The sequence below is a fragment of the Pseudomonas psychrophila genome (assembly GCF_001043005.1).
Taxonomy (GTDB): Bacteria; Pseudomonadota; Gammaproteobacteria; order Pseudomonadales; family Pseudomonadaceae; genus Aquipseudomonas; species Aquipseudomonas psychrophila.
In genome coordinates this window covers 103,579-127,966 of record NZ_JYKZ01000003.1, presented here as the reverse complement: position 1 = coordinate 127,966, position 24,388 = coordinate 103,579, and the positions used below count along the sequence as shown (strand labels likewise).

Annotated in this window: 19 protein-coding genes and 2 pseudogenes; all 21 read right to left on the bottom strand. The window is 59.0% G+C overall.

The annotated features are described in order from the left end of the window. Positions 1–122 precede the first annotated feature (122 nt). The 21 genes and pseudogenes from TU76_RS09660 to flgJ all read right to left on the bottom strand — a co-directional run bounded on the left by TU76_RS09660 (position 123) and on the right by flgJ (position 24,380). Entirely contained in the window at positions 123–1,310 is a 1,188-nt protein-coding gene (locus TU76_RS09660; protein ID WP_048351555.1) for a flagellar hook-length control protein FliK, read from the bottom strand. 77 nt (positions 1,311–1,387) lie between these two features. Further along, on the bottom strand, positions 1,388–1,750 hold the full coding sequence (locus tag TU76_RS09655) for an Hpt domain-containing protein (RefSeq protein ID WP_019828819.1): 363 nt from the start codon (positions 1,748–1,750) through the stop codon (positions 1,388–1,390). Between the two features lie 30 nt (positions 1,751–1,780). Continuing rightward, positions 1,781–3,118 (bottom strand): annotated as a pseudogene (locus TU76_RS09650) (ATP-binding SpoIIE family protein phosphatase); the annotation flags it as partial. Positions 3,119–3,120: 2 nt separating this feature from the next. Next, complete coding sequence (locus TU76_RS09645) at positions 3,121–3,426, bottom strand: STAS domain-containing protein (protein WP_019828817.1); 306 nt, start codon at positions 3,424–3,426, stop codon at positions 3,121–3,123. A 62-nt stretch (positions 3,427–3,488) separates the two neighbouring features. Further along, complete coding sequence (gene fliJ, locus TU76_RS09640; protein ID WP_019828816.1) at positions 3,489–3,941, bottom strand: flagellar export protein FliJ; 453 nt, start codon at positions 3,939–3,941, stop codon at positions 3,489–3,491. Between the two features lie 6 nt (positions 3,942–3,947). Beyond that, on the bottom strand, positions 3,948–5,306 hold the full coding sequence (gene fliI / locus TU76_RS09635) for a flagellar protein export ATPase FliI (RefSeq protein WP_019828815.1): 1,359 nt from the start codon (positions 5,304–5,306) through the stop codon (positions 3,948–3,950). Then, a complete protein-coding gene (gene fliH / locus TU76_RS09630; protein WP_019828814.1) occupies positions 5,296–6,054 on the bottom strand; it encodes a flagellar assembly protein FliH in 759 nt (252 codons plus the stop codon). Before fliH ends, fliI begins: the two co-directional genes overlap by 11 nt. Beyond that, on the bottom strand, positions 6,055–7,077 hold the full coding sequence (fliG, locus tag TU76_RS09625) for a flagellar motor switch protein FliG (RefSeq protein ID WP_019828813.1): 1,023 nt from the start codon (positions 7,075–7,077) through the stop codon (positions 6,055–6,057). Further along, a complete protein-coding gene (fliF, locus tag TU76_RS09620) occupies positions 7,070–8,857 on the bottom strand; it encodes a flagellar basal-body MS-ring/collar protein FliF (RefSeq protein ID WP_019828812.1) in 1,788 nt (595 codons plus the stop codon). Before fliF ends, fliG begins: the two co-directional genes overlap by 8 nt. A 15-nt stretch (positions 8,858–8,872) precedes the next feature. Beyond that, positions 8,873–9,205, bottom strand: a complete 333-nt coding sequence (gene fliE, locus TU76_RS09615; RefSeq protein ID WP_019828811.1) for a flagellar hook-basal body complex protein FliE — start codon at positions 9,203–9,205, stop codon at positions 8,873–8,875. 232 nt (positions 9,206–9,437) lie between these two features. Continuing rightward, on the bottom strand, positions 9,438–10,823 hold the full coding sequence (locus tag TU76_RS09610) for a sigma-54-dependent transcriptional regulator (protein WP_048351666.1): 1,386 nt from the start codon (positions 10,821–10,823) through the stop codon (positions 9,438–9,440). A 5-nt stretch (positions 10,824–10,828) separates the two neighbouring features. Next, positions 10,829–11,908: pseudogene (locus TU76_RS09605) on the bottom strand (sensor histidine kinase); the annotation flags it as partial. A 295-nt stretch (positions 11,909–12,203) separates the two neighbouring features. Then, on the bottom strand, positions 12,204–13,685 hold the full coding sequence (locus TU76_RS09600) for a sigma-54 dependent transcriptional regulator (protein WP_048351552.1): 1,482 nt from the start codon (positions 13,683–13,685) through the stop codon (positions 12,204–12,206). 180 nt (positions 13,686–13,865) lie between these two features. Continuing rightward, complete coding sequence (fliT, locus tag TU76_RS09595; RefSeq protein WP_019828807.1) at positions 13,866–14,159, bottom strand: flagellar protein FliT; 294 nt, start codon at positions 14,157–14,159, stop codon at positions 13,866–13,868. Positions 14,160–14,175: 16 nt separating this feature from the next. Next, positions 14,176–14,565 carry a flagellar export chaperone FliS gene (fliS, locus tag TU76_RS09590; protein ID WP_046809730.1) on the bottom strand — a complete coding sequence of 130 codons (390 nt, stop codon included), beginning with the start codon at positions 14,563–14,565 and terminating at the stop codon, positions 14,176–14,178. 96 nt (positions 14,566–14,661) lie between these two features. Next, positions 14,662–16,023 carry a flagellar filament capping protein FliD gene (fliD, locus tag TU76_RS09585; protein ID WP_048351551.1) on the bottom strand — a complete coding sequence of 454 codons (1,362 nt, stop codon included), beginning with the start codon at positions 16,021–16,023 and terminating at the stop codon, positions 14,662–14,664. 155 nt (positions 16,024–16,178) lie between these two features. Next, positions 16,179–17,924, bottom strand: a complete 1,746-nt coding sequence (locus TU76_RS09580; RefSeq protein WP_048351550.1) for a flagellin N-terminal helical domain-containing protein — start codon at positions 17,922–17,924, stop codon at positions 16,179–16,181. 279 nt (positions 17,925–18,203) lie between these two features. Beyond that, the gene (locus tag TU76_RS09575; protein ID WP_048351549.1) at positions 18,204–19,130 is read right to left on the bottom strand and encodes a ketoacyl-ACP synthase III; all 927 of its coding nucleotides are present in this window, start codon (positions 19,128–19,130) and stop codon (positions 18,204–18,206) included. A 357-nt stretch (positions 19,131–19,487) separates the two neighbouring features. Further along, positions 19,488–21,068, bottom strand: coding sequence for a flagellar hook-associated protein 3 (locus TU76_RS09570; protein WP_048351548.1), 1,581 nt, complete (start codon positions 21,066–21,068; stop codon positions 19,488–19,490). A gap of 14 nt (positions 21,069–21,082) precedes the next feature. Beyond that, entirely contained in the window at positions 21,083–23,110 is a 2,028-nt protein-coding gene (gene flgK / locus TU76_RS09565; protein ID WP_048351547.1) for a flagellar hook-associated protein FlgK, read from the bottom strand. Positions 23,111–23,120: 10 nt separating this feature from the next. Beyond that, complete coding sequence (gene flgJ / locus TU76_RS09560; RefSeq protein WP_048351546.1) at positions 23,121–24,380, bottom strand: flagellar assembly peptidoglycan hydrolase FlgJ; 1,260 nt, start codon at positions 24,378–24,380, stop codon at positions 23,121–23,123. Positions 24,381–24,388: the final 8 nt, after the last annotated feature.

Genomic DNA, 24,388 nt, shown 5'->3' with positions numbered 1-24,388 from the left:
CCAGAAGCAGGACGGTGGGTGACTTTGTGGGAGCGGGCTTGCTCGCGATACAGGCTATGGGGCGCTACCGTTACACCGCGCCGATGCCATCGCGAGCAAGCCCGCTCCCACAGGATTTGTACTCAGGCGTAGTAATCCACTGCACTGGAGCCCAGAACTACGCTTGGCGTTACCGCCGCGACCTGCGCTGGCTCGTCATCAATGACGCTGCCCAGCCGCTGGCCATCGCTCCCACTGCGGTCCTGTTGCTCCTGACCCTGCTGCCCCTGCCAGTTGCGCGGCTGGTCGGACACGTTAACGTCCACCTGCCCCATGCCCTGCTGCGCCAGCATGTCGCGCAAACGGTGCATCTGGCTGTCCAGCGCTTCGCGCACTCCCGCATGACCACTGACAAAATTGACCTGCGCCGACTGATCGGCGGCAATGTTGACCCGGATATCCAGGCGCCCCAGTTCCGCCGGTTCCAGCTGGATATCGGCGGATTTGAGGTTGGCACTGGACAAGTACATCACACGATTGACCACTTCTTCAGACCAGCCACCCTGGTGCATGGCCAAGGGCTGATTGACCGGCAGCGCATTCACGGTTTTGGGCACTGCAGCCTGGGTGAGTGCCGCCAGGCGGTTGGCGAAGTCATCGACCCGCGTATCGCTGGACGTGCTTTTCAGATCCTTGAGGCCGTCTTCGAGCAACCCTTTAAAGGCCTTCTCACCGCCCTCGCCGGTGGCCGGCTCGTCGGCCTCCCCATCGACCAGCATAGCGATGCCGCTGGCTTGCCCCTGAGCCACGGCAGGCGTGCTTTCACTCGGCTGGTTTTTGACCGGGCTCTGGCTGCTGGCCGACACATGCCCACCCTGCTCCATCGCCAGGCGCACAGCAGGCATCGCGTCGAGAGGATCTGCCTCGGGGTCGAAGGTGTCGTCGGCAGCCGGCTGCAACTGGGGCTGTGCTTGAATAACCTGTTGTTGTGCGGCTTGTATCTGTGCAGTAACCGGCACCTCAGGTGCGGCCTCAACAACCGGCACGGAAGCTGCCGTCACAGGCTGCGGGGCAAGCGGATCGACCACTGCCATGTCATCGCCCGACTGGCCAGCACTGTCATCCTGATCGGTGATGGCTGCATCCTTGGGCTTGCCGCCAGGCAAGGTGTTGCCGCTATCGGCAACCGAGGGCGCCGGGTCAGACGCCTTGGCATACACCTTGGCAAAGGGCTGAGCCTCGGGCCTGGCAGGTTGCGCAGGGTTGCCCGCCACTGCTTTGGGGGCAGCGGCGGCAGGTGTCTGAAGAAGAGGTTGGGCGGCAACGGGCATTAACGGGTCTCCGCTGTACGGCTGGCATGGGTACAGGTCAGAGAGTCAGAGCAAGGTTCGGGCCAGCTTTTGAAGAATCAGCTGACCGCGAAATGCGACGGCCCGGAGCGATGGCGCTCGGCGCGATAAAGTCGCCGTACCATCTGGTATTCGTCATCGATCTTGATCACCAGCTCCTGGATACCAGCCAGTTGCCTCTTTTGCGCACGCTCTTCAAGCAGGCCGCACAAGTGCGCCAAACGAATGGCACCCATGTTGCTGCTGCTGCCTTTAAAGCTGTGGGCTACCAGTGTCAGATCGCCGGCTTCGCGAGTGTTGTGCAATTGGCCAATGCGCTCTTCGGAGTCAGATAGGAAGGTATCCAGCAAGTCCACAAAACCTCCCTCCATCACGTCGCGCAATGCATTGACCACTTTCGGGTCCATATGAATGTCAGACACTTGTTCACTCCTTGATCAAGAATGGCCGGATTATGCCAGACCCCCCCATGAAAACTCTACGGTCGCACTACGACCATCAGGGGCCCAGCGGGCTGCAGGGCACAGTTGACGTACCAGACTCACGCCACGCCCCGACAGACGGTCTGCATCAAGGGGTCTAGCCATCACTTTGGTGACATCAAAGCCGGCACCACTGTCTTCAACCTGGATAAGAACCCGCCCGCTCTCCCCGATCGGTTCGACCTGCAACGACACCCGCACAAATCCGCTTTTAAGTGTCGCCAGACGCTCCCTGCGCTGCTGGTAGTAATGGGCAAATCCTTCTGTATCGCGCTTGAGCCGAGAATCGAGCCCCAGCACACCGTGTTCCAGCGCATTACTGTAAAGCTCGGACAGCACGGCATGGATCACCGCCCCCTGGGTACGCAACCCATGAACTTCCATTAGCAACTGCAGCAGGAAAGGCAGTGGATTGAACTGCTTGAGGGTTGATGCCCGAAACTCGAAACTGGATGACCAGTCCCGCGGGCTGCATAGGCCGCTGTCTGAATAGACGATGGCCGGCACGCCCAAAAACTGCGGCAGCTGGGAGGTGATCTGCACCATGCTCACGTCATCCCGGGCCTGCCCCTGAAAGTCGCGCAAGGCCTGTTCGACCTCTGCAATCAGTTGCAACGGATGACGATTGGCATCGAGCACCCGCTCCAGACGCTCGACCCCGAACAACTGCTGATCCGGACCACAGGTATCGATCACACCATCGGTTAATAGAAACACCTGATCGCCCGGCTGCATCGGCCACACTTGGGTGGCATGGTCAAACGCGTCAGCACGCAACACACCCAATGGCAGGTGTTGCGAGGTCAATGCCATACGCTTCCCGCCAGCCTGCAAGTAGCCGTCGGGCATCCCGCCATTCCACACCTCGACACTGCGGCGCTGGGCGCTGATACACAGCAACGTGGCACAGCAATACATATCGACGGGCAGGATACGCTTAAGTTTGGCGTTCATTTCACGGAGGATTTCGGCCAGGCCATAGCCTTTGGCCGTCATGCTGTAAAACACTTCGGCCAGCGGCATTGCGCCAATGGCTGCCGGTAAACCATGGCCGGTGAAATCAGCGAGCAGCAGGTGGGTATCCCCTGCGGGAGTGTAAGCCGCCAATAGCAGGTCGCCATTGAACAAGGCATACGGCGATTGCAGAAAGCGGATATTGGGTGCATCCAGGCAGCCCGAGTGCGCCACCCGATCAAAAACAGCCTTGGCTACCCGCTGCTCATTGAGCAGGTAGTCGTTGTGCTCGGCTATCAAGTCACGCTGCTGCAGCACGGTTTGCTGCAACCGCCGCAAGCGCTCCATTGAACGGCTCAATTGATATCGAACAGCTTGTCAAAATTGGAAATACCGAGAATCTTGCGCACATCCGGACTGCTGTTGACCACGCGGATATCGGAATCATCACCGCCCACATGTTCACGCAACAGCAACAACATGCCCAGCGCCGAACTGTCGAGGTAGGTCGCATCTTTCAAATCCACGATCACGCAGACGGGCCGCGGTCTCAGCTCCTCGTAGGCACTGCGGAATTCCTGGTGTTTGGCGAAGTCAAAACGGCCCTTGATTGCGATTGTCAGCTTGCTGCCATCTGCGGAGACTTCAGACGTCACTGCCATATGGATACTCCCGTGGTTGACCCAGCAACTATAGACGCTTTGCGTGGGAGCGGGACTGGGGGTCAGTACACGTCTTTACGCGGCAGCCGCTGGGACAACTCGTCCATCAGTTTTTGCTCGCGCTTGTCTTCGAGCTGGCGGGCTTCGTCAGCGTAGCGCTGGACCAACTTGCGCAGCCCCTCAACCCGCGCATAGGCCTGCTGCCACGTTTCGCGGGCCTTATTGAGGTTGTTCTGGTGCCACACCAGGCTTTGGCGCTGCTGGCCGACGGCCGTCTCCAGCTGGCTGAGGAAGTATTGGTAGTTGCGCAACCATTGACCCGATACGCCCTGGCTGCCGCGATCAACCCATTGCGACTGGTACTCGCCACGGAAGTTTTCCAAGTCGCCCAGTTTGCTGTTGGCCAGGTTGACCTGCCCTTGAAAGTGCCCCAATCGCTGGGCCGCAGCCTTCTCGGTCTTTTCGGCCATATCGACCACGGGCGCCAGGCGCGCCGCTCTTGAATCTGCGCCCATCGTCGATTAACCGCCCGCTGCCGGAGCGAAGATGCTGCCCAGATGGCCGCCACTCTCGGCCAGGCTGATATTGTCGTTCAGCCCTTGGCGCAGATACGCCACCATCGCCGGCTGCAAGGCAATCGCAGTATCGGTTTCACGGTCGCCACCCGGCACGTAGGCGCCCACGCTGATCAAGTCCCGTGCCTGCTGGAAGCGCGACCACAGCTGTTTGAATTGCTGCGCCCGGCGCATGTGTTCTTCCGTCACCACCGACGGCATGACCCGGCTGATGGACGCTTCAATGTCGATGGCTGGGTAATGGCCTTCTTCGGCCAAACGCCGAGACAGCACGATATGACCGTCAAGTACGCCCCGGGCCGAGTCGGCAATAGGGTCTTGCTGGTCATCGCCTTCAGACAACACGGTATAAAACGCAGTGATCGAACCGCCACCCGCTTCGGCATTACCGGCCCGCTCCACCAGCTTGGGCAGCTTGGCGAACACCGAAGGCGGATAACCCTTGGTGGCAGGCGGCTCGCCAATGGCCAGGGCGATTTCTCGCTGGGCCTGGGCGAATCGGGTCAGGGAGTCCATCAGCAACAGTACATTCTTGCCCTTATCGCGAAAGTATTCGGCAATCCGCGTGCAGTACATGGCCGCACGCAACCGCATCAGTGGCGCGTCATCGGCAGGCGATGCCACCACCACCGAACGCTTGAGACCTTCGGTGCCGAGGATATGCTCGATAAATTCCTTGACCTCACGACCCCGCTCACCAATCAGACCCACCACGATAATGTCGGCCTCGGTAAAGCGGGTCATCATCCCCAGCAACACACTCTTGCCCACGCCCGTACCGGCAAACAGGCCCAGACGCTGACCGCGACCCACCGTCAACAACCCGTTGATACTGCGAATGCCCACGTCCAGCGGCACGCTAATGGGGTCACGCTTGAGGGGGTTGATGGTGGGGCCGTCCATCGGCACCCAGTCTTCGGCCTTCATCGGGCCTTTGCCGTCCAGTGCACGCCCGGCGCCGTCGAGAACCCGCCCCAGCATGCTCATGCCCATCGGCAAGCGGCCATTATCGGCCAGGGGCACCACACGGGCGCCCGGCGCGATCCCGGCGACGCTGCCCACGGGCATCAGGAAGATTTTGCCACCGGAAAACCCCATCACCTCGGCTTCGACCTCCACCGGATGAAAGCTGTCGTCGTTGATCACCAGGCAGCGGCTGCCCATGGCGGCGCGCAGGCCTTCAGCCTCAAGGGTCAGGCCGACCATGCGCAGCAAGCGGCCTTCAACCACCGGTTGCACGGGCAAAGTCACGGCCGGGGCATAGGTGCTCAGGCGCTTGGCAAAGCTGGTGCGCTTAAGGTGCATCGAGGTCGATGTCGATATCAGGCGCCGCCGGGTGCAGTGCCTGCTCGTGGAGCTGATCGAGCAACTGGCTCATGGCCTGCTTGATGCGAGTTTCGATACTGGCATCGATCCGGCTGTGCTCGGTTTCAATGCGGCAACCGCCGGGCTGCAGGGTGTCATCTTCAACAATTCGCCAGTGCTCGTCGTGGCGCTCACGCAAGGCTTTGATCTGATCGAAATCCTGTGGATTGATAAACAGCCGAATGTTCTCGGCGCCCATCGGCAAGAGCTTCAAGCCCTCGCGCAGCACTTTCTCGATCTGGGTCGAATCGGTTTTCAGTTCACGCTGAATCACTTGCCGGGTCATGTGCTCGACCAGCCCGACCATGGCTTTTTCAAGCTGCTGGTCCTGCTCAGCAAGGGGCGCCAGCAGGCTACTCATCAACCGCTCAAGGCTGGCAACCTTGGCGCTCAAGGCGACTTCGGCTTCCTGGCGAACCTTGAGCTGAGTGCTGTGAAAGCCTTCTTTCTCACCCGTGGCGAAGCCTTCGTTCCAGGCCTCCTGACGAATGCTTTCGAGCTCTTCAAGGGTCAGCGGCTGGACTTCATCCAGCGGCACTTCTTCGCTCTCCACCGGCAGCTCTTCGACCGGTTCGGGCTCAGGTTCTTCGGGCTCGCGCCAAGGGTCAAAGCTGGGCAACCCCCATACATCGAAGGCACCTACATCCTTGGCACGGATCACATCACCGGGAGACTCGCCGCTGCTCACTTAGATCATCTCTTCGCCGCCCTTCCCGCCGAGAACAATGTCTCCGGCTTCGGCCATTCGGCGGGCGATGGTAAGGATTTCTTTCTGCGCGGTCTCAACATCGCTGACGCGAACCGGGCCTTTGGCTTCCAGGTCGTCACGCAACAGTTCGGCAGCCCGTTTGGACATGTTCTTGAAGATTTTTTCCTGCACGTTTTCGTCGGAGCCCTTGAGCGCCAGTACCAGCACGTCCGAAGACACCTCGCGCAACAGCGCCTGGATGCCCCGATCGTCGACGTCGGCCAGATTGTTGAACACGAACATCAGGTCTTCGATCTGACCGGACAGGTCCTCGTCGATATCGCGAATGGAGTCCATCAACTGCGCTTCCATCGAACTGTCGAGGAAGTTCATGATGTCGGCCGCCCGCTTGACGCCACCCAGAGAGGTACGCGCCGCATTGGAGTTGCCGGAAAACTGCTTTTCGAGGATCTGGTTCAGCTCTTTGAGCGCCGCCGGCTGCACGGTATTGAGCGACGAAACCCGCAGGATGATGTCCAGACGGGCCTTCTGGTCAAAATGACCCAGCACTTCACCCGCCTGGTCCGGGTCCAGATAGGCCACCACAATGGCCTGGATTTGTGGATGCTCGAAGCGGATCACATCGGCCACTGCACGGGGCTCCATCCACTTCAGGCTGTCGAGGCCACTGGTGTTGCCGCCCAACAGGATGCGGTCGATCAGGCCATTGGCCTTGTCTTCGCCCAGGGCCGAAGTGAGCATTTTGCGGATGTAGCTGTCCGAGCCCACACCAAGGCTGGTCTGGTCGCCGACGATTTCGACGAACTCGCTCATCACCTGCTCGACCTGCTCACGGTGCACATTGCGCATTTGCGCCATCGCCACACCCACCCGCTGAACCTCTTTAGGGCCCATGTGGCGCAGAACCTGGGCCGCGTCGGACTCACCGAGGGACAGCAGTAAAATTGCCGCCTTGTCGACACGGGTCAACTTGGCGTTGGCAGCGGCGCGGTTATCACTCATCGGCATTGATCCACTCTTTTACTACCTGGGCCACACGACCCGGATCTTCTGCGACCAGACTTTTGATGGCGTTCAACTGAGCGTCATAGCCTTCGCTCGGGCTTGGCAACATGATGCTTTGCGGACCGCTGAGGCTGACACGGTCGTTGGCCAACTCACGATCCAGTCCCCCCAGGCCGCCCATCTCGGCATCGCTGCCAATGCCTGCCACTTGCTTGTTGCGACCGTTGCCGGTGAGGTTGTTGAGCACCGGGCGCAACACACCAAACACCAGCACCAGAATAAACAGCACGCCCAGTACTTGTTTGACCACATCCCAGAACCAGGGCTGCGAATAGAACGGGATGTCGGCGATCACTTCGGCGCGCTCGGTGGAGAACGGCACGTTGATCACGCTCACACTGTCGCCACGGCTGGCATCAAAACCCACGGCGTCCTGCACCAGACGGGTAAACCGCGCCAACTGATCAGTGGTCCACGGCACCTGGGTGATTTCACCGTTGGCCGGGTTGACGCTGATCTTGTCGTCGATCACCACGGCCACCGACAGACGATTGACCCTGCCCTGCTGCTGCTTGGTATGGCTGATGGAGCGGTCCAGCTCGAAGTTGCGGGTCGACTGCGAGCGCTTGTCTGCCGGGTACGGAGCCAGCATCGGCTGGCCCGTGCCCGGGTCCATGATTTGCTGACCGTTGGCATCGAGCAAAGGCTGACCCGGCTGGATCATGCCCGCTGCGGCAGCACCCTGACCGGCTTGCTGCGGGGCCGTGGCCGGGCTCGGCGGCTGATTGCTCAAGGCACCGGGCACGCCTTGCGGGCCGTTGCTGGCAGTGCGCTGCTCGCTGGTGGATTGTTCGCTGCGCAGCGCCGGTTGATCGGGGTTGAACTGCTCGGAGGTGGACTCCACTGCACTGAAATCCACGTCGGCCGACACTTCAGCCTTGTAGCGGTCATTACCCAGCACCGGCTGCAGGATGTTGTGCACACGCTGGGTCAACATGCCTTCCATGCGGCGGCTGTAGTCGAACTGCTTGCCAGCCATGGTCAGTTCGGAGTTTTCACCCTGATCCGAGAGCAGGTTGCCCTTTTGATCGACCACGGTGATCTGGGACTTGCTCAGTTCAGGCACGCTGGTGGCGATCAGATTGACAATCGCCAGCACCTGACCCGGCTCCAGCGAGCGGCCCGCATAGAGCTCAACCAGTACCGAAGCGCTGGGCTTGCGCTCATCACGCACGAACACCGAGCTTTTCGGGATTGCCAGATGAACCCGCGCGCCCTTGACGTTGTTGAGGCTGGAAATGGTGCGCGCCAGCTCCCCTTCCAGACCGCGACGATAGCGCGTGGCTTCCATGAACTGGCTGGTGCCCAGGCCCTGGTCCTTGTCGAGAATCTCGAAACCGATATTGCTGTCGGTAGGCGAAACACCTGCGGCGGCCAACTTAAGGCGGGCACGGGAGATGTCGTCGGCCTTGACCAGCAAGGCACCCGAGTTGGGCTCAACGGTGTAGGCAATGTCGGCGGCGGCCAGGGTTTCCATGACCTGTTTGGCATCCATACCGGCCAGGCTGCCATACAGCGGCCGGTAATCAGGTTGCTGGGACCACAACACAACGGCAAAACCAATCGCCACGCTCGCCGCCAGACCGACCATCAGGCCGACCTGACGCAGCATGGTCATGTCGGCCAGGTTGTCCATAAAAGACAAGCCAAACAGCGGCGACTTGCCGCCGGCTGAGCCTGCTTGGGCCGGAACGTTATCCGGGAGTGCATCTGCCATGACTTGATATCGCCCTTAAACCGGCATCTGCATGATGTCTTGGTATGCCTGAACCAGCTTGTTACGGACTTGGGTCAACGCCTGGAAAGAAACGCTGGCCTTCTGGGAAGCGATCATCACATCCGTCAGGTCTACACCGGTTTTGCCGATCTCGAATGCGTTCGACAACTGGCTCGATGCCTGCTGCGTATCGCTGACTTTATTGATTGCGTTGCCGAGCATGTCGGAAAAACTGCTGGCACCCGCTTCAGGAACGGCCTGCACAGCCGATTTAGGCTGAGCCATTGCGTCCATCTGCATGGCCCGCATGTCCAACATCAATCGATTAAATTCAATACCTTGGCTCATGGACAACTGCCTCCGACGACCCGCATTTTTTTGACACTTTCACAGCGCTTACCGAGGTATAGCAACAAGAGTGCCAGCTCTTTGTCGTTCTATAACTATTAACGTTACAAAACGTCGCAGGTAAAACGTCACTCAACCTTGTGGGAGCGAGCCTGCTCGCGAAGGCATCACCGTATGCACCTGGTAAACGCTTCGCGAGCAGGCTCGCTCCCACAAAACAGGAGGCGACCTGTCAACCTGAAGCAAACAGATAAGCCTCAACATCCATCCCCGCATCGCGCATCTGCGCCAGCTTGTAGCGCAGGGTACGCGGACTGATGCCCAGGCGCTCGGAGGCTTCCTTGCGCCGACCACGTTCGGCACGCAAGGTGTCGATGATCATCTGGAACTCACGCCGGCGCAGATCATCGCCCAAGGCCCCTGCCGGCTCCACGGCATCGACCGGCAACGGTTCAATACGCGACAAAGACGGCAAGGGCGCGCAAGCCACCGGCCCGGCCAGGCAAAAATCTGCCGCCTGGATCATGCCGCCCTGCTGCAAAATCAACGCCCGCTGAATCGCGTTATCGAGCTCGCGCACATTACCGGGCCACGAGTAAGCGCTCAGGCACGCCTGTGCATCGGCCGAAAACCTTACTGCGGTGTGCTTCATTTTACTGATGTACTTGGCCAGCAGCCGCTCAGCCAAGGGCAGGATGTCGGCGGTACGCTCGCGCAGCGGGCTCCAGGCCAGCGGAAACACTGAAAGGCGATAGAACAAATCCTCGCGAAACCGCCCAGCCGCCACTTCGCCCGCCAGATCACGGTTGGTGGTGGCGACTACGCGGATATCCAGCACAATCGGCTTGCGCCCACCCACTCGCTCCACTTCACGCTCTTGCAGCACACGCAGCAGTTTGGCCTGCAGACCCAAGGGCATCTCGGAAATTTCATCGAGCAGCAAGGTGCCGCCATCCGCCTGCTCAAACTTGCCCGCCTGGGCCGCAATGGCACCGGTAAACGCGCCTTTTTCATGACCAAACAGCGTGGCTTCGAGCATGTTGTCGGGGATGGCCGCGCAGTTGATCGCCACAAACGGCTGATCAATCCGACGGGAATGCTGGTGGATGTATCGCGCCAGGACCTCCTTACCGGTACCTGACTCACCCGAGATCAGCACCGTGGCATCACTGCGCGCCACCCGCGCCGCCAACTCCAATAGCTGCACACTGGCCGGCTCAACCGCCACCGGACCTTCTGTGTCCGCCACACCGAGACTGCCCAGGGCATGGCGGGCCACCAAATCGAGCAAGGTCCTGGGCTCAAACGGCTTGACCAGATAATCCACCGCCCCTTGGCGCATGGCGTCCACCGCTCGCTCAACGGCGCCGTGGGCCGTCATCAGCAACACCGGCAATTGCGGCTGACTGGTGCGCAGGCGGGCGAGCAACTGATGGCCATCCATGCCCGGCATATTGACGTCACTGATCACCAGACTGAACGCTTGCGACGTGACCGCCGCCAGTGCTTCTTCCCCCGAGTTGACCGCCAGAAAGCCGTAACCGGCCAGCAATAGCGTGTCCGCCAGCGCTTCGCGCAACGCATGATCGTCTTCGACCAACAGCACGTTAATTCGCATCACCATCAGTTTGCCTCCGCCACACCGGGAATCAGCGGCAAGCTGAGCAAGGCGCACGTGCCACGCCCCAGCCGCGAACGTAATTGCAATTGGCCCTGATGGGCCCGCACCACCGCGTTGACCACCGCCAACCCAAGGCCGGTGCCGGTCGCTTTGGTGGTGAAAAACGGCTCGCCCAAACGCGCCAGGACTCGAGGTTCAATACCCGTGCCACTGTCGCTTACACACAGCCTCAGGCTGTTATCGCGATGGTATAAATGGACTTTAAGCCGCACCTGCACGGCCCCGGTTTGCAAGGCGTTTTCGATCAGGTTCAGCAGCGCGCCGACCAGGGTGTCGCGATTGCACAGCAACTGGCCGGTATACGCGTCGCACTGCCAGCGGATTGGCACGCCCTGAACATGGGTTTGGGCGGCGGCCTGCAGGGTTTGCATCAGGACTTTGGGGCTGACCTTATCTGTGAGCGGCAACTCACCCCGGGCAAACACCAGCATGTCGCGTAATTGGTGCTCAAGCTCATGCAGACGCTCCTTGAGGCGCCCGGCAAAACGCTGCTGGGTTTCCAGCGGCAGCGCCTGCTCAGTCAAATGACTGGCGTAAATCAGGGCCGCCGAAAGCGGTGTACGAATCTGGTGGGCCAAGGAGGCCACCATCCGTCCCAAAGACGACAAACGCTCATGGCGGGCCAGTTGATCTTGCAGGCGCCGGGTTTCTGTCAGGTCGTTGAGCAATACCAACTGCCCCGGCTCGGCATCCAGCGAGCGGGTGGCAATCGACAGGCGCCGGCCGTCCTTCAGGGAGACTTCGTGACCATCGTCTTCGCGGGGTGCAAAGCAGCGGGCAATCACATGGCGCCACAACTCGCCTTCCAGCGGCAGGCCCAATAGCTCGCAAGCCGCGGGATTAGCCTCGCGCACCCGTCCGCGATCATCGATAACGATGACTCCACCCGGCAGCAGATCAAGAAGGTTTTGCAAGCGATTGGCCAGCCGCTCTTTTTCCGCGAGCTCGGCCATGCGCTGCGCGCTGACCACCGCCAGCTCACCGGTAAGCTCCGAGACGCGGGCCTGGAGCAGGCTGTAGGGATCAGCAGCGGAGGATAACTGGAGGGCGGCTTGAGACATGGTGCGTTCTCGCTTGGCTGACCGTCATAAAACGGTTCGTTGAACCAAGCGAAGCAATACCCGTGCCTGATAGGGGTGAATGGCAGAGGTAAGCGCTCCGTAGCAGCTGACGAACTCCGCGAGGCTGCGTCCGGCGGCGAAGCCGTCGTAATCACGAACACTGCTTGCAGCCAGGGAAATCTCGAATTCAGATTTTACGGTTGCTTCGCAACCGAACGCAGCCTCGTTCCTTCGGCAGCTGCTACAAGGATTAGCGTCAATCGTCAGCCTGTTCTTCGCCTTCACGACGGCTCATGCCGTACTTGCGCATTTTTTCCACCAGGGTGGTGCGACGAATCCGCAGGCGCTCTGCCGCGCGGGCGACGATGCCATTGGCGTCGTCGAGCGCCTGCTGGATCAGGCCTTGCTCCAGACCGCCAAGGTAGTCCTTGAGGTCCAGCCCTTCGGGCGGCAGCATCGCGTTGGCGCTGGCGACGAAGTCGGTACTGACATTGTTGATTGCCACGCGCTCTTCCAAGTCGCTGCGCAGGCTGTCGACCATCTGCTCGTCTTCGTCGTCCACGTAGCGGAATTTCTTGGGCAGTTCAACGACACCAATCACGCCATACGGGTGCATGATCGCCATGCGCTCCACCAGGTTGGCCAGCTCGCGAACGTTGCCCGGCCAAGCATGACGGCACAGCGACATGATGGCGGCAGAATTGAAGCGGATAGAGCCGCGCTTTTCGTGCTCCATGCGCGAAATCAGCTCGTTCATCAACAACGGAATGTCTTCGACCCGCTCGCGCAGGGGCGCCATTTCGATCGGGAACACGTTGAGGCGGTAGTACAAGTCTTCGCGAAAAGCGCCGACTTCAATCATGCTTTCGAGGTTTTTGTGGGTCGCGGCAATGATCCGCACATCGGCGGACTGGGTCTTGTTACTGCCTACACGCTCAAAGGTCCGTTCCTGCAACACCCGCAGTAGCTTGACCTGCATGGGCAGCGGCATGTCGCCGATTTCATCGAGGAACAGCGTGCCGCCATTGGCCAGTTCAAAACGCCCGGCGCGGCTGGTAATTGCCCCGGTGAAGGCGCCCTTCTCATGCCCGAACAGCTCGCTTTCGAGCAGCTCGGCAGGAATCGCCCCACAGTTAACGGGTACAAATGGCGCGTCACGGCGCTTGGAGTGGTAATGCAGGTTGCGTGCAACCACTTCCTTACCGGTCCCGGACTCGCCGAGGATCAAGACGCTGGCATCAGTGTCGGCCACTTGTTGCATCATCTGGCGCACGTGCTGAATCGCCCGGCTGGTACCGACCAGACTGCGAAACAGGTTGGGCTCACGATGGCGGCCGCGCTCACGGGCCTGGTCATACATCTCGCGATAGACCTGGGCACGGTGCAGGGAATCAAGCAATTTGCTGTAGCTGGGGGGCATTTCGAGGCTGGACAACACCCGGCGGCGTTGGTCGTCAGGCAGGTCGACCGAAGAAACTTCACCTAAAAGCATGATCGGCAGGAACTCATCCCACACAGCCAGTGTCTTAAGCAAGCCAGAAAGACCACCCGTAGTGCTCACGGTGCCTACAAGCACGCAGAGCACTTCACGGCTGGACGGCAAGACTTTGACGGCTTGCTCCCACTCGTGGCTAGGGCTGGCCAAATTTTCTTCGCCAAGAAAATTCAGAATCACCGCCAGGTCGCGGCGGCGGACGCTATCGTCATCGATCAGCAGAATTTTGGTTTCACGCCACATGCAATAGCAACTTCCCTAGTCAACTCAATGCCCCGGATGGCAGGACATATGTAGACGCCCTAACCCTGTTGGATATCTAAGACGACTGAATACAGAATAACGTGCTAGTTAAGTCAAAAAACTGTGCAGAGTCAAATTTATGGCGGTTTAAAACGCAATTAACCACATAATCTTTAGGCCTTAACCGAATAGATGGTAAACCTTTGACGCATTTTTTGCTTGATTGATCTGCCCCATTTGCTCAACGACTGACTGACGCTCATCAGTCGCGGCTTCCAGCAGCATGCGATACACCACCAACAGCCCTTCCAGATTCTCGCGCAACACCGCCTCATCCAGCGGCGCCTCATCCAGAACACTCTCGACACACACCCGACACGCCGAGTCCAGCTCGCCGATGGCATCCCAATTGCGCTCGGCCAGAGCGTCAATCAGCGCTACGCGGGTTTCTTGAATTCGTTGCAGTTGGCTCATGGCGCACTCCTCGGGCTTATTGCGGGGCAATGGCATCCCAACCACTTTTTACAGTGATCAGCAGGCGAGCCACTTCATCGATGATTTCAGGGTCGTTCTTGGCATTGGCCTGGGTCAAACGCACCGTCATGAATTCATACAGGCTGTCCAGCTGCTGCAGCGCTTCCTTGTCATCGGTCTTGTCTTCATCCAGACCCTGACGCAGGCCGGTGATGATGTCGATGGCCTTGGTGATCAACATCGCCTTCTGCGGGATATCCCCACGGCTCATCGCGCCTTTGGCCTGGGCCATACGATCCAGACCGCCTTCCATCAGCATTTGAATCAAGCGATGGGGGCTGGCTTCGGAGATTTGAGCGTGGGAATTAACCTTCTGATACTGACGAAGGGCGCGCATCGGGTTCATGTTTCGACCTCATTACGGTGACAGGCAAAAATGGCGGGTTCTTGATCTTTTTATCGACAGAAGCGGCCAAAGCTTTAGTGCCAAGGCCGGGCAAAATCAGTCGGATTTAGGATTATTCAAGGAGTTGAGCGTAGTCATGATGCTGGAGCTGCTGGCGTTGATTTTGGCGATCAGACCGTCCATGGCCGTGTATTTGGCGGTCAGGGTGCTTTTCATGGATTCCATACGCCGGTCCAGGTCTGCTTGCTGAGTGGTCAGCGTAGTCAGCTTGGTGTTCAGATCCGTGGCCCGCGCCGCCAGCAACCCGCTGCTGCCGACATAGCTTTCGGTGGCCTTGGTCATACGGGTTATGAGGCCGGTATCGCCGGTGAACACCTTGGCAATCTCGATTGCACCATTGGGCGTTGCAACCGCTGCTTTCCACTTGGTGTCATCCAGGGTCAACAGCCCGGTTTTCTGATCGGTACTGATGCCCATCTGGGACAGGTTGCCGACACTCGACGTACCCGAGTTTTGCAGCAGCTCGCCGCGCAAACCGTTAACCAGCTGACGCATCGACGCGTCACCCGTCAAGGCACCTGCAGTGGTGGTCGCCGCATCACCGGTGGCGGTGACCTTGGTCTGGGTGTTGATGCTGGTCAGCAGCGCGTTGTAGGCCGTGACAAACGACTGTACGGAGGTTTTCAGAGTGTCGGTGTTGGAGGCCACGGTGATGGTGGACGCCTTGGTATCGAGCAGCTCAAGGGTCACGCCACTGATGGCCGAAGTGATCTTGTTGCTCGACGACTCCATGGCGATGTCATCGATGGTGTACTCGGCATTCATCGGCGGCTTACCGGCGTCATACCCGGTGGCCAGCTCCGAATCACCGCTGACGGTGATATCGGTGCCCTTGCCCGTGGTCTGCGAGCCGATCACCAGACGCGAGCCATTGGCGTCGGTCAATACGTTGGCACTGATGCCCTTGGACTGCAGCTGCGTGTTGATCGCGTCCCGGGTCTGCTGCATGGTCGCGCCAGCCGGGATCTTGACGTCATAGCTGTCACCGGACTGCGAGATGGTCAGGGTCTGGTCTTGCTCGCTGGAGTTAACCGACGCCGATGCGCCCCCTTCAAACACCTTGCTGGTGATTTTTGATGCGGTCGCCAACTGAGTGACGTTCAGCGCGTACTTGCCGCTGGACGCCTTGTCATCGATGGTGACTTTAGAAATTTTTTCGTCATTGGACGAAGCGGTCAAACCGTTGAAACTGGAGACACTGTTAAGTTTGGCAATGGCTGCGCGATAGGTTTCGAGCGAAGCTTTGACCGTGCCAACAGCGGACAGCTGAATCGTGGTGTCTTTTTGTTGCGCAGTAATCTGGCTTTGCTTGGGCGCTTTTTCAGCATCCACCAAGGCTTTCACAATCCCGATGGTGTCAAAACCCGAGCCGACACCGGTAATCGTTGAACTGGCCATCTGTATTCTCCTTGTACGGTGGCTATCGCTTTATTGACGAAGCAAGTGCCAAGGCTGCAGGCAGCTTCACATTTCGTGCCACCTTCAAGTACCAAACGCTGAAAAAACAAAAGGGCACGTAAACGCGCCCTTTTGTTCTCAACCCAGCGCTGAAATTACTGAAGCAATTTCATCACAGCGGAAGGCAGCTGGTTAGCCTGGGACAGGATCGCGGTGGAAGCCTGTTGCAGGGTTTGTTGCTTGGTCAGCTCGGCAGCTTCGGAAGCGAAGTCAGTGTCCTGAACGCGACCCAGTGCAGCGGTGGAGTTCTCGGAAATGCTCTGCAGGTTGGCCACGGTGCTGGTGAAACGGTTTTGTACGGCACCTAGCGCGGAACGTTGAGTGTCTATCTGCTGGATCGCGTCAGACAGCGCCTGGACGGTACGCTGGGAGTCAGCGGCAGTTAAAACACTTAGGTCAGAAACGGTAGTCTCCATTTTTACAGCATTAGTGGAAGCTGGAGTACCAGTCAAGCCCAACTTATCAAGACCAGTACCGGAGCTTCCATCAGCAATTGTGATGTCTTGGGTGGAGAACAGCTTCAAGCTACCGTCATCTTTATTGACACTAGCGGTGACGCCTGTGCTCGCACTGTTTATAGATGAAACAATATCAGCCATAGTTGAACCAGTAGAGAACTTAACCTCAGTACCGTTCAAACTTATAGATGTAGTCTTATCCAGCTTGGCTTCAGTCGTACCAGACGACAGGCCAAGTTTAGCAAGAGCACCTGAGCCGCCGTTTGCAGCAGCACCAGTACCATTACCCAATTTAATTGCCTTCCCATCGGCCGAAGTCAACTCCAGTCGACCTTCAGCCGATATAGCCGCACTCACACCAAAATTACTTGTACCATTAGCAGTGTTAATTTTTCCAGCAATAGCGGCCAAATTGTCTGCAGCTGCGAAAGTAACATTAGTTCCGTTGATATTAATCTCAGCTGCAGAGCCCAGCTGACCTTCAGGTATAGCTGGAGTTACTGTAGATGTAACACCGCCGCTAGCGGTAGTGGTGCCAAATACTGTGTTAGTACCGGTGATAGTACTTTGCGTGGCACTTGTCAGAACAAGCGCAGTATCCCCAGCGTTTTTAGTTACGCCTGTAATGCCAGCAGCCGTGATTGCGCCCAAAGCAGCATCAATATCAGCGTTTGCTGCAACGGTAACGGACGTGCCATTAATTTGGAATGTTTGAGGATTACCTGCAGTAGGAGCGACGTAAGCAGCACCTGTCTGCACAAACGGAGTTGTCGCGGTTACAGCTGGCGCACCAGGTAGCACAGCAGCACTAGCTGTGACCGAAGCCGATAGCTTAGTCAACCCACCAGTCGCATTAGCTTCACTGTAAGAACCTTTCAGGCCTGCAGCACTGATATCGTTCATACCAAACGAAATAGTCTGGTTGGCATCAGCACCCACCTGGAACGCCTGGTTCTGGAACGAACCGTCCAGGATGTTACGACCACCGTAGGTAGTGGTTTGTGCGATACGGGTCAGTTCACCGGTTTTCGCAGTAAATTCTTGTTGCAGGGACGCACGGTCGGCGTCGCTTTTATCACCGTTCGCGGACTGCAGGGCCAGTTCACGCAAACGTTGCAGAATGTTGGTCGATTCTTGCATCGCGCCTTCAGCGGTCTGCGCGATCGAGGTGCCGTTGTTGGCGTTGGCGATGGCAACGGTCATGCCTTTGGTCTGAGAGGTCAGACGGTTGGCCATCTGCATGCCAGCAGCATCGTCTTTGGCGCTGTTGATTTTCAGGCCGGAAGACAGACGAGTCATCGAGGTGCTCAGTGCATCGCCGGCTTTGTTCAGGTTCTTCTGAACGGTCTGGGACGTGATGTTAGTGTTTACTGATAAAGCCATGACGAAATCCTCATTGGATGAATACTGCGGCTTCCGGCCCTGGCAACCGCCGGGTGTGGCCTAGAGAACCTTCGTAATAGTTATCGTCGTCAAAGCGGGTTGCTTGAGGGTTTTTTTGAATTTTTTTACTGGCCGGAGGCCATCCCTTGTATTTCAGGGGGTTAGCGAGGGATGACCTGCCAGGCATCCCCCGCTCCCACAGATGGCATCAGCCCCTATCAGAACGCAAAACGCCCGTGGCTTTTTGGGCCACGGGCGTTTTGTGTGTCGGCGTGAAGCTTATGGGCGATAGATGATCGCCGAACCCCACGACAGGCCCACGCCGAAGCCGCTCAGCGCTACGCGCTTCCAGCTGGCTTCCATGACGTGTTTTTCCAGCAGCAGAGGAATGCTCGACGACACGGTGTTGCCGGTCTCGACCATGTCCTTGATGAACTTCTCGGGCTCGCCTTCAAAACGGCGGGCCACGGCGTCGACAATGGCCGCACTGCCCTGGTGGATGCAGAAAGCGTCGATGTCCTTAGAGGTCAGTTCGGACTCTTCCAGCAGCTCGTTCAGGTGCGCAGGCACTTTGAGCAGCGCGAAGTTGAAGACCTGGCGGCCGTTCATGAAGAACACGCCATCGCTGACTTTCAGGTGCGGAGCGCCGGAGCCGTCGGTGCCGAACTTGGCCTTGCCCAGCTGCCAGGGCGCGTCCTCGCCCATCCAGGTGGCGGTGGCCGCGTCGCCGAAGAGCATGGTGGTGTTGCGGTCTTCGGGGTCAACGATTTTCGAGTACGGGTCTGCGGTGATCAGCAGGCCGTTTTTCAGGCCCGTGGCCTCCATAAAGCCTTTCATCGCGTAGATGCCGTAGACATAGCCCGAGCACCCCAGGGAAATATCAAAGGCAGCCACGTGGGTCGGCAGACCGAGCTTGTCCTGAACGATAGCGGCCGTGTGCGGCAGGCCTTCGGCGTCGCCGTTCTGGGTGACGACGATCAGCGCGTCGATGGATTCGCGTTTAAGCTGCGGATTGTTGGCGAACAGCGCGTTGACCGCTTCGACACACAGGTCCGAGGTTTCCTGGTCAGCGGCTTTGCGCGGCAGAAAGGCCGAACCGATCTTGCCCAGAATGAATTCTTCGTCCTTGGAGAACTTCGCGCCTTGCGCGTAGTTGTCTACACCGCTTGCTGGCACGTAACTGGCGATGCTTTTAATGCCAATCATTGTGGCTTCCCAATACTGAATAGCTGGAGATCACCCGCTCGTACAACCGAGGGGCGTTGACAATAAAAGGGCTTTATCGCGCAGGAATGCGGCGAATGTGGGTGCATGAAAATAGACAAAACAGCCTGAAAAAGGCCCGGCACCCGCCCGTACGTTTCACACGATACAGTGAAGATGCGCGTAATGACTCATAGGTCACGCTATTTTGTGTGGTTTTATACAAAACATTACGAGAACACAGGGATTCCCTGTGGGAGCGAGCCTGCTCGCGATAACCTCAACGCGGTATGCCTGAATCACCGCGTTATGGCTATCGCGAGCAGGCTCGCTCCCACATAGAGGTCTCTGCGCAGCTGTTTAAAGCTGGTTAAACAGGCTCAGCTGGGAGATTTTGACGAACGCCAGTTGCGAGGCTTCGAGCATGGCCTTCTGGAACGCCAGTTCGATGGAGGCCCCGGCCATGTCGGTGTTGCCAATCGCCGCCGTGGTGGAGTCGTTGGCCAGGCCCAGGCTGATGTTTTCGTCAGCCTGGATGTCCACCGCCTTCAAGCGCGCACCAATCGAACCCCGGGCGCTGTCGACCCCCGCACTGGCGTTTTTCAGGTTGCCGATCGCCGAGTTGATCGCGTCTTTTTGCGTTTGCTGGGCCAGCGGATCTTTGTCACTCGGGATCACCAGCGCCTTGCGCAGCTCACTGATGGTGTCCAGCGCGCTTTGGCTCTGGTGGTTGTTGCGGTTGATCGAGAACTGGTCACCCGCCTGTGCCGTGCCGGCAAAGTCGAACGTAATCCCGAGCGCACCGTCGGCAACGTTGCCTTGAGCAATCGACTTGCTGTCGGCCGTCAGCGGCTGGGCATAGACGTCGTACTCCGTGGCGCTGGTGAATTTGATCACCGCGCCATTGCTCGGAAAGCTATCGCCGTAGACCCCGGGGTCGGTCACCGTCGCGCTGGTGATCTGCGCGGTCGAGCCGTTGCTCGGCGTGCGCGAGGCATTGAACGAGTCCGGCTTGGCCTCAAGGGTAAAGGTACGCCCCGCCACTGCTGCATCCCGGTCCGCTGCCGGAACGTCCTTGAGGTTGGGGGTGATGTCAAAGGACACGCCACGCAGGCTGATGCTCTGTGCGCCATCCTTGGTCGGGTCGAACACGCCATTGCCCGCCATTTGCGAGGTCAGGTCGTTGCCGTCGCGGTCGGTCACGGTGTACTGGGTGCTGCTGCTGAATGTCAGCGTGTACGGCTGGCCCTCGGCAAAGCTCTTGTTGAACACAGGACTTGAAGTGACCAGGCCGGCAGAGACGGAGAGCTTGCCATCATTGACCGTAGGCTCGCCATTGGCGTCCACCCCCGGCACAAAGGTGGCCTGGGTACGCCCGGTATTGACAGAGTTCTCCATAAAGCTTTTGGCCGTGTCGCTGCTGGCCAGGGTCAGGGTGTCCGAGACTTTCAGGTTGAGCTGGGTGTCGTCGCCCTGATAGCTGTAGGTGCCGTCATTGTTTCGGGTATAGGGCGGGGTATCGGTCCTGGAGCCCGAGAACATGTAGTTGCCCGCGACGTCCTTGCTGTTGAGCAGGCTGAACACCTGCTCCTCAATGCTGCCCAGCTCGTTGGCGATTGCAGTGCGGTCCGCGTCGCTTTTACCGCTGCCCGCCCCAAGCGCCAGTTCACCGGCCTTTTGCAAGGCGGTGTTGATGCTGTCGAGCACCGCTTCCTGAGCCCCCAGCGACGCCTTGATGCTGTTCATGTTGGTGCTGTACTGGCCCAGCATGTCTTTTTGCTGTTGCAGTTGCAGCAAACGCGCAGCGCCCACCGGATCATCCGCGGCCGTCTGGATACGCACGCCGGAGTCGATCTGGCCCTGGGTCTTGATCACCGACGAGAAGTTGTTCTGGTAGGTGGCACTGGTCGATTCAAAAAACTGCGAGGTAGAAATACGCATCGTCGCGGGCTCCCTTAAAGACTGTTGATCAGCGTGCTGAAGGTTGCTTGCGCCGCTTTGATGATCTGCGACGAGGCGGTGTAGTACTGCTGGAACTTGACCAGGTTGGACGCTTCTTCATCCAGGTTGACCTGTGACACCGAGTTGCGCACTTCCTTGGCATAGGCCAGTGCCGCGCCGTTTGCAGTGCCGTCGACAGCCGCCTGGCTGGCCTTGCCGCCCACCTTTGACACAAGCTGGCTGTAGGAGGTCGCCATGCTGACACCGCCAGTGCCGTCCTTGCCTACACCGACTGTGGCTTTGGTTTGCAGGGCCAACAGTTCGTTGCCGTTGCGGTTGTCGGCCTTGCCGTCCTTGTTGAACTTGATATCGAAGCTGTCGCCCTTGCCCGGCGAGCCGCTGATAACAGTGTCAAAACCGACGTTGGTCGTGGTGCCGTCCGCGTTGGTGACGGGCACATTGATCGTGACCTTGTTGTCCTGCCCCGGCACGATGCTGCCTTTGCCGATTTCCTTGCCCGCTTCGTTCAGCACCCGATAAGTCTGGGTGCCGTCGGCGCCGGCTTCGTCAAAGGCAATCCGTACCGGCATTGCGCCTTCAATATCACTTTGCGACTTGCCCAGATCGACGCCGCCGTAAATATCCAGCACCGAGGACAGGCTCAGGCCACCCACCGCGCCCGTACCACTGTTGGAACCGCCCGCCCCCGCCACCAAAGGCCCGGCAAACGCCAACTTATTGGCATCGGTCATTTGCACACCGATATTGCTCGCGCCGCTGCGGGTGGGGCTGACTTTGAAAGTGTCGCCCGCCGCGACCGCACCGTCCTTCGGGAGCTGGAGGGTAAAACCGTCAATCACCTGCTTGTCGCCGAGCTTGAACGGGCCCTTGGCATCCTGGCCGTCAGAGCGCTGGACCGTGTATTCGGTGGCACTGGTTAACGTCACCTTGTAGTCATAGGCCGTCAGTTGGCTACTGTCGCTGATGCTTACGTTCAGGTTGCTCGAACCGGCACTGTTGCCCGTTGCCGCCAGGCTGCGCTGAGTGATGGCTTTTTCGCTGTTGATGTTGTTGAACATCGACGAGCCGAACTCGCCATTGGCATCCAGGCCCTGGCCCAACTGCTTGTTGATCGCATCGGCAACCACAATCGCAGTACGCCCCAAGTCGTTGATCGCGGGCGCAAGCACATCATCGCGATAACGCAGCAGGCCGCCGATCTTGCCGCCGCTGAGCACCGAGGTCACATCGGAGCTGGACTGCTGGTAATTGATCTGGATGCTGAACTGGCTTTTATCGACCTGGCCCGGCACCGCCGACAAGGTATTGGAGGTAGAGCCTTGCACCAGGGTCTGACCGGTGCCCAGCGTAATGTCGTAAACGTTGTCGTGTTCCTGAACCGTTACCCCGACCAGCTCATTGAGCGTGCGCACCGCTTCGTTGCGCGCATCCAGCAGGTTGTTCGGGGTATTGCCCGCCGTGGTGGCCTGGGCGATCTGCTTGTTCAGCGAAGCAATGGTGGCCGTGTGCTGGTTGACCATCGAGGTCAGGGTGTCCAGCTGGCTGTTGATGCCTTCGTTCTGCTGATTGAGCTGGGACGAAATCGAGTTGAAACGGTTGCTCAGGGTTTGCGCGCTGGTGAGTAGCAACTGGCGCGCCGACATATCACCGGGGGCAGCGGCGGAAGTCTGCAACGAGCTGAAAAAGCTGCTGAGGGCGGCCGAAACGCCGGTGTTTTTATCCGACAGCAGTTTGTCGACCGTACCGATCTGATCGAGGTAGGCCTGAGCATCGCCGTTGAGCGAGGTGGTGGTTTGCAACTGGGCGTCGAGGTATGAGTTGTACACGCGGCGCACGTCGGCCAGGGTGGTGCCGGTGCCGATAAACACCCCGCCCACCTGCTGCGAAGCGCCACTGCCCTGGACAATTTGCTGACGCGAATAGCCCGAGGTATTGGCGTTGGCAATGTTGTTGCCCACGGTGGCCAATGCGCCCTGGCTGGCGTTTAGCCCCGACATCCCGATGTTGATCAAACTCGCCATGGTTCAAACCTTATAAATTCGTGAGAGAACCCGTCGAGGCGTAGCTCTGGTAGGTTTTCATTTGCTTGGCTATCTGAGAAATCTTGCTCGCGTATTCAGGGTCGGTTGCGTAACCGGCCTTCTGCAACTCACGTACAAACTGCTCCGGTTTATCGGCCGCGTTGAGTACTTCTTTATAACGATTGTTGCTCTGCAACAGCGTGACCAGATCGTGGAAGCTGTCCTGATAGGAATCGTAGGAACGGAAGTCCGCCGTCTCCTTGACCATCTGCCCGCCCTTGAACTCACTGGTGATGGCCCGCGCTTGCGCACCCTGCCAGTTGCCGGTGGCCTTGATGCCGAACAAGTTATGGCTGCTGCTGCCGTCCTGCTGGCGCATCACCGACTTGCCCCAGCCGGTTTCCAGTGCCGCTTGCGCCACCAAATACAGCGGATCGACACCAATGCGGTCGGCAGCCTGCTGCGCCATCGGCAACATCGTCGCGACGAACGCATCGGGGGAGCTGAACGCCTGCTTGGCCGGAGCCAATGGCGGCTGCGCCACGGCACGGCCATAAATCTGCATCCGCCCATGCGCACCACTGGCACTGAGCATCGGCTGGCGGCCGCCCTTGAGCACAGCATCAAGCCCCGGCGAAGTGCGCTCCGGCACTGCGCCTGTATTGAGGGTTGAACGGGCCGGGTCGGCGGAAGGTACGATCCCGGCCAACAAGCGGTCGGTCAGCTTGGTCGGCAACGCCAGGCGTCGCTGATTGAGCATGGCCATGTCATTTTTGTGCCCGCCCGCTGCCGCATCCGGCGCGATAGCAACCCGCGAAGCCCACAACGGGCGCTGGCCACTGGAACGGACAAAAGGACTGTCCACCGCAGGGGTGGCCGCAGGAGTTTTAACTTCAGCGGTCAGCGCCGTGGTCACCGCAGACTCCCCCGGCACGGCGGACTTGTTTTTCGACATCTGGCGCATCAGCACGTCTGCCAGGCCGATACCACCGCCCTGCCGGGACAGCGTCACCGACAGTTGCTGGTCGTACATTTCCTGATACTGCTTGGCCGCAGGGGTGTTGAGCGGATTGTCCTTGCCCAGCACTTCGTTTGCCGAGCGCATGGACTTGAGCATTTCGTTGAGGAACAGCGACTCGAATTCCTGCGCCACCTTGCGCATATTGGCGTCGCTTTCGCGGTCGCCGACCTTCAGGTTGTTCAGCCGATTAAGGTCGGTAAACGCTCCCGAATCGCTGCCACTGACCACCCCGCTCTTGCGCATGTCCATAACGTCGG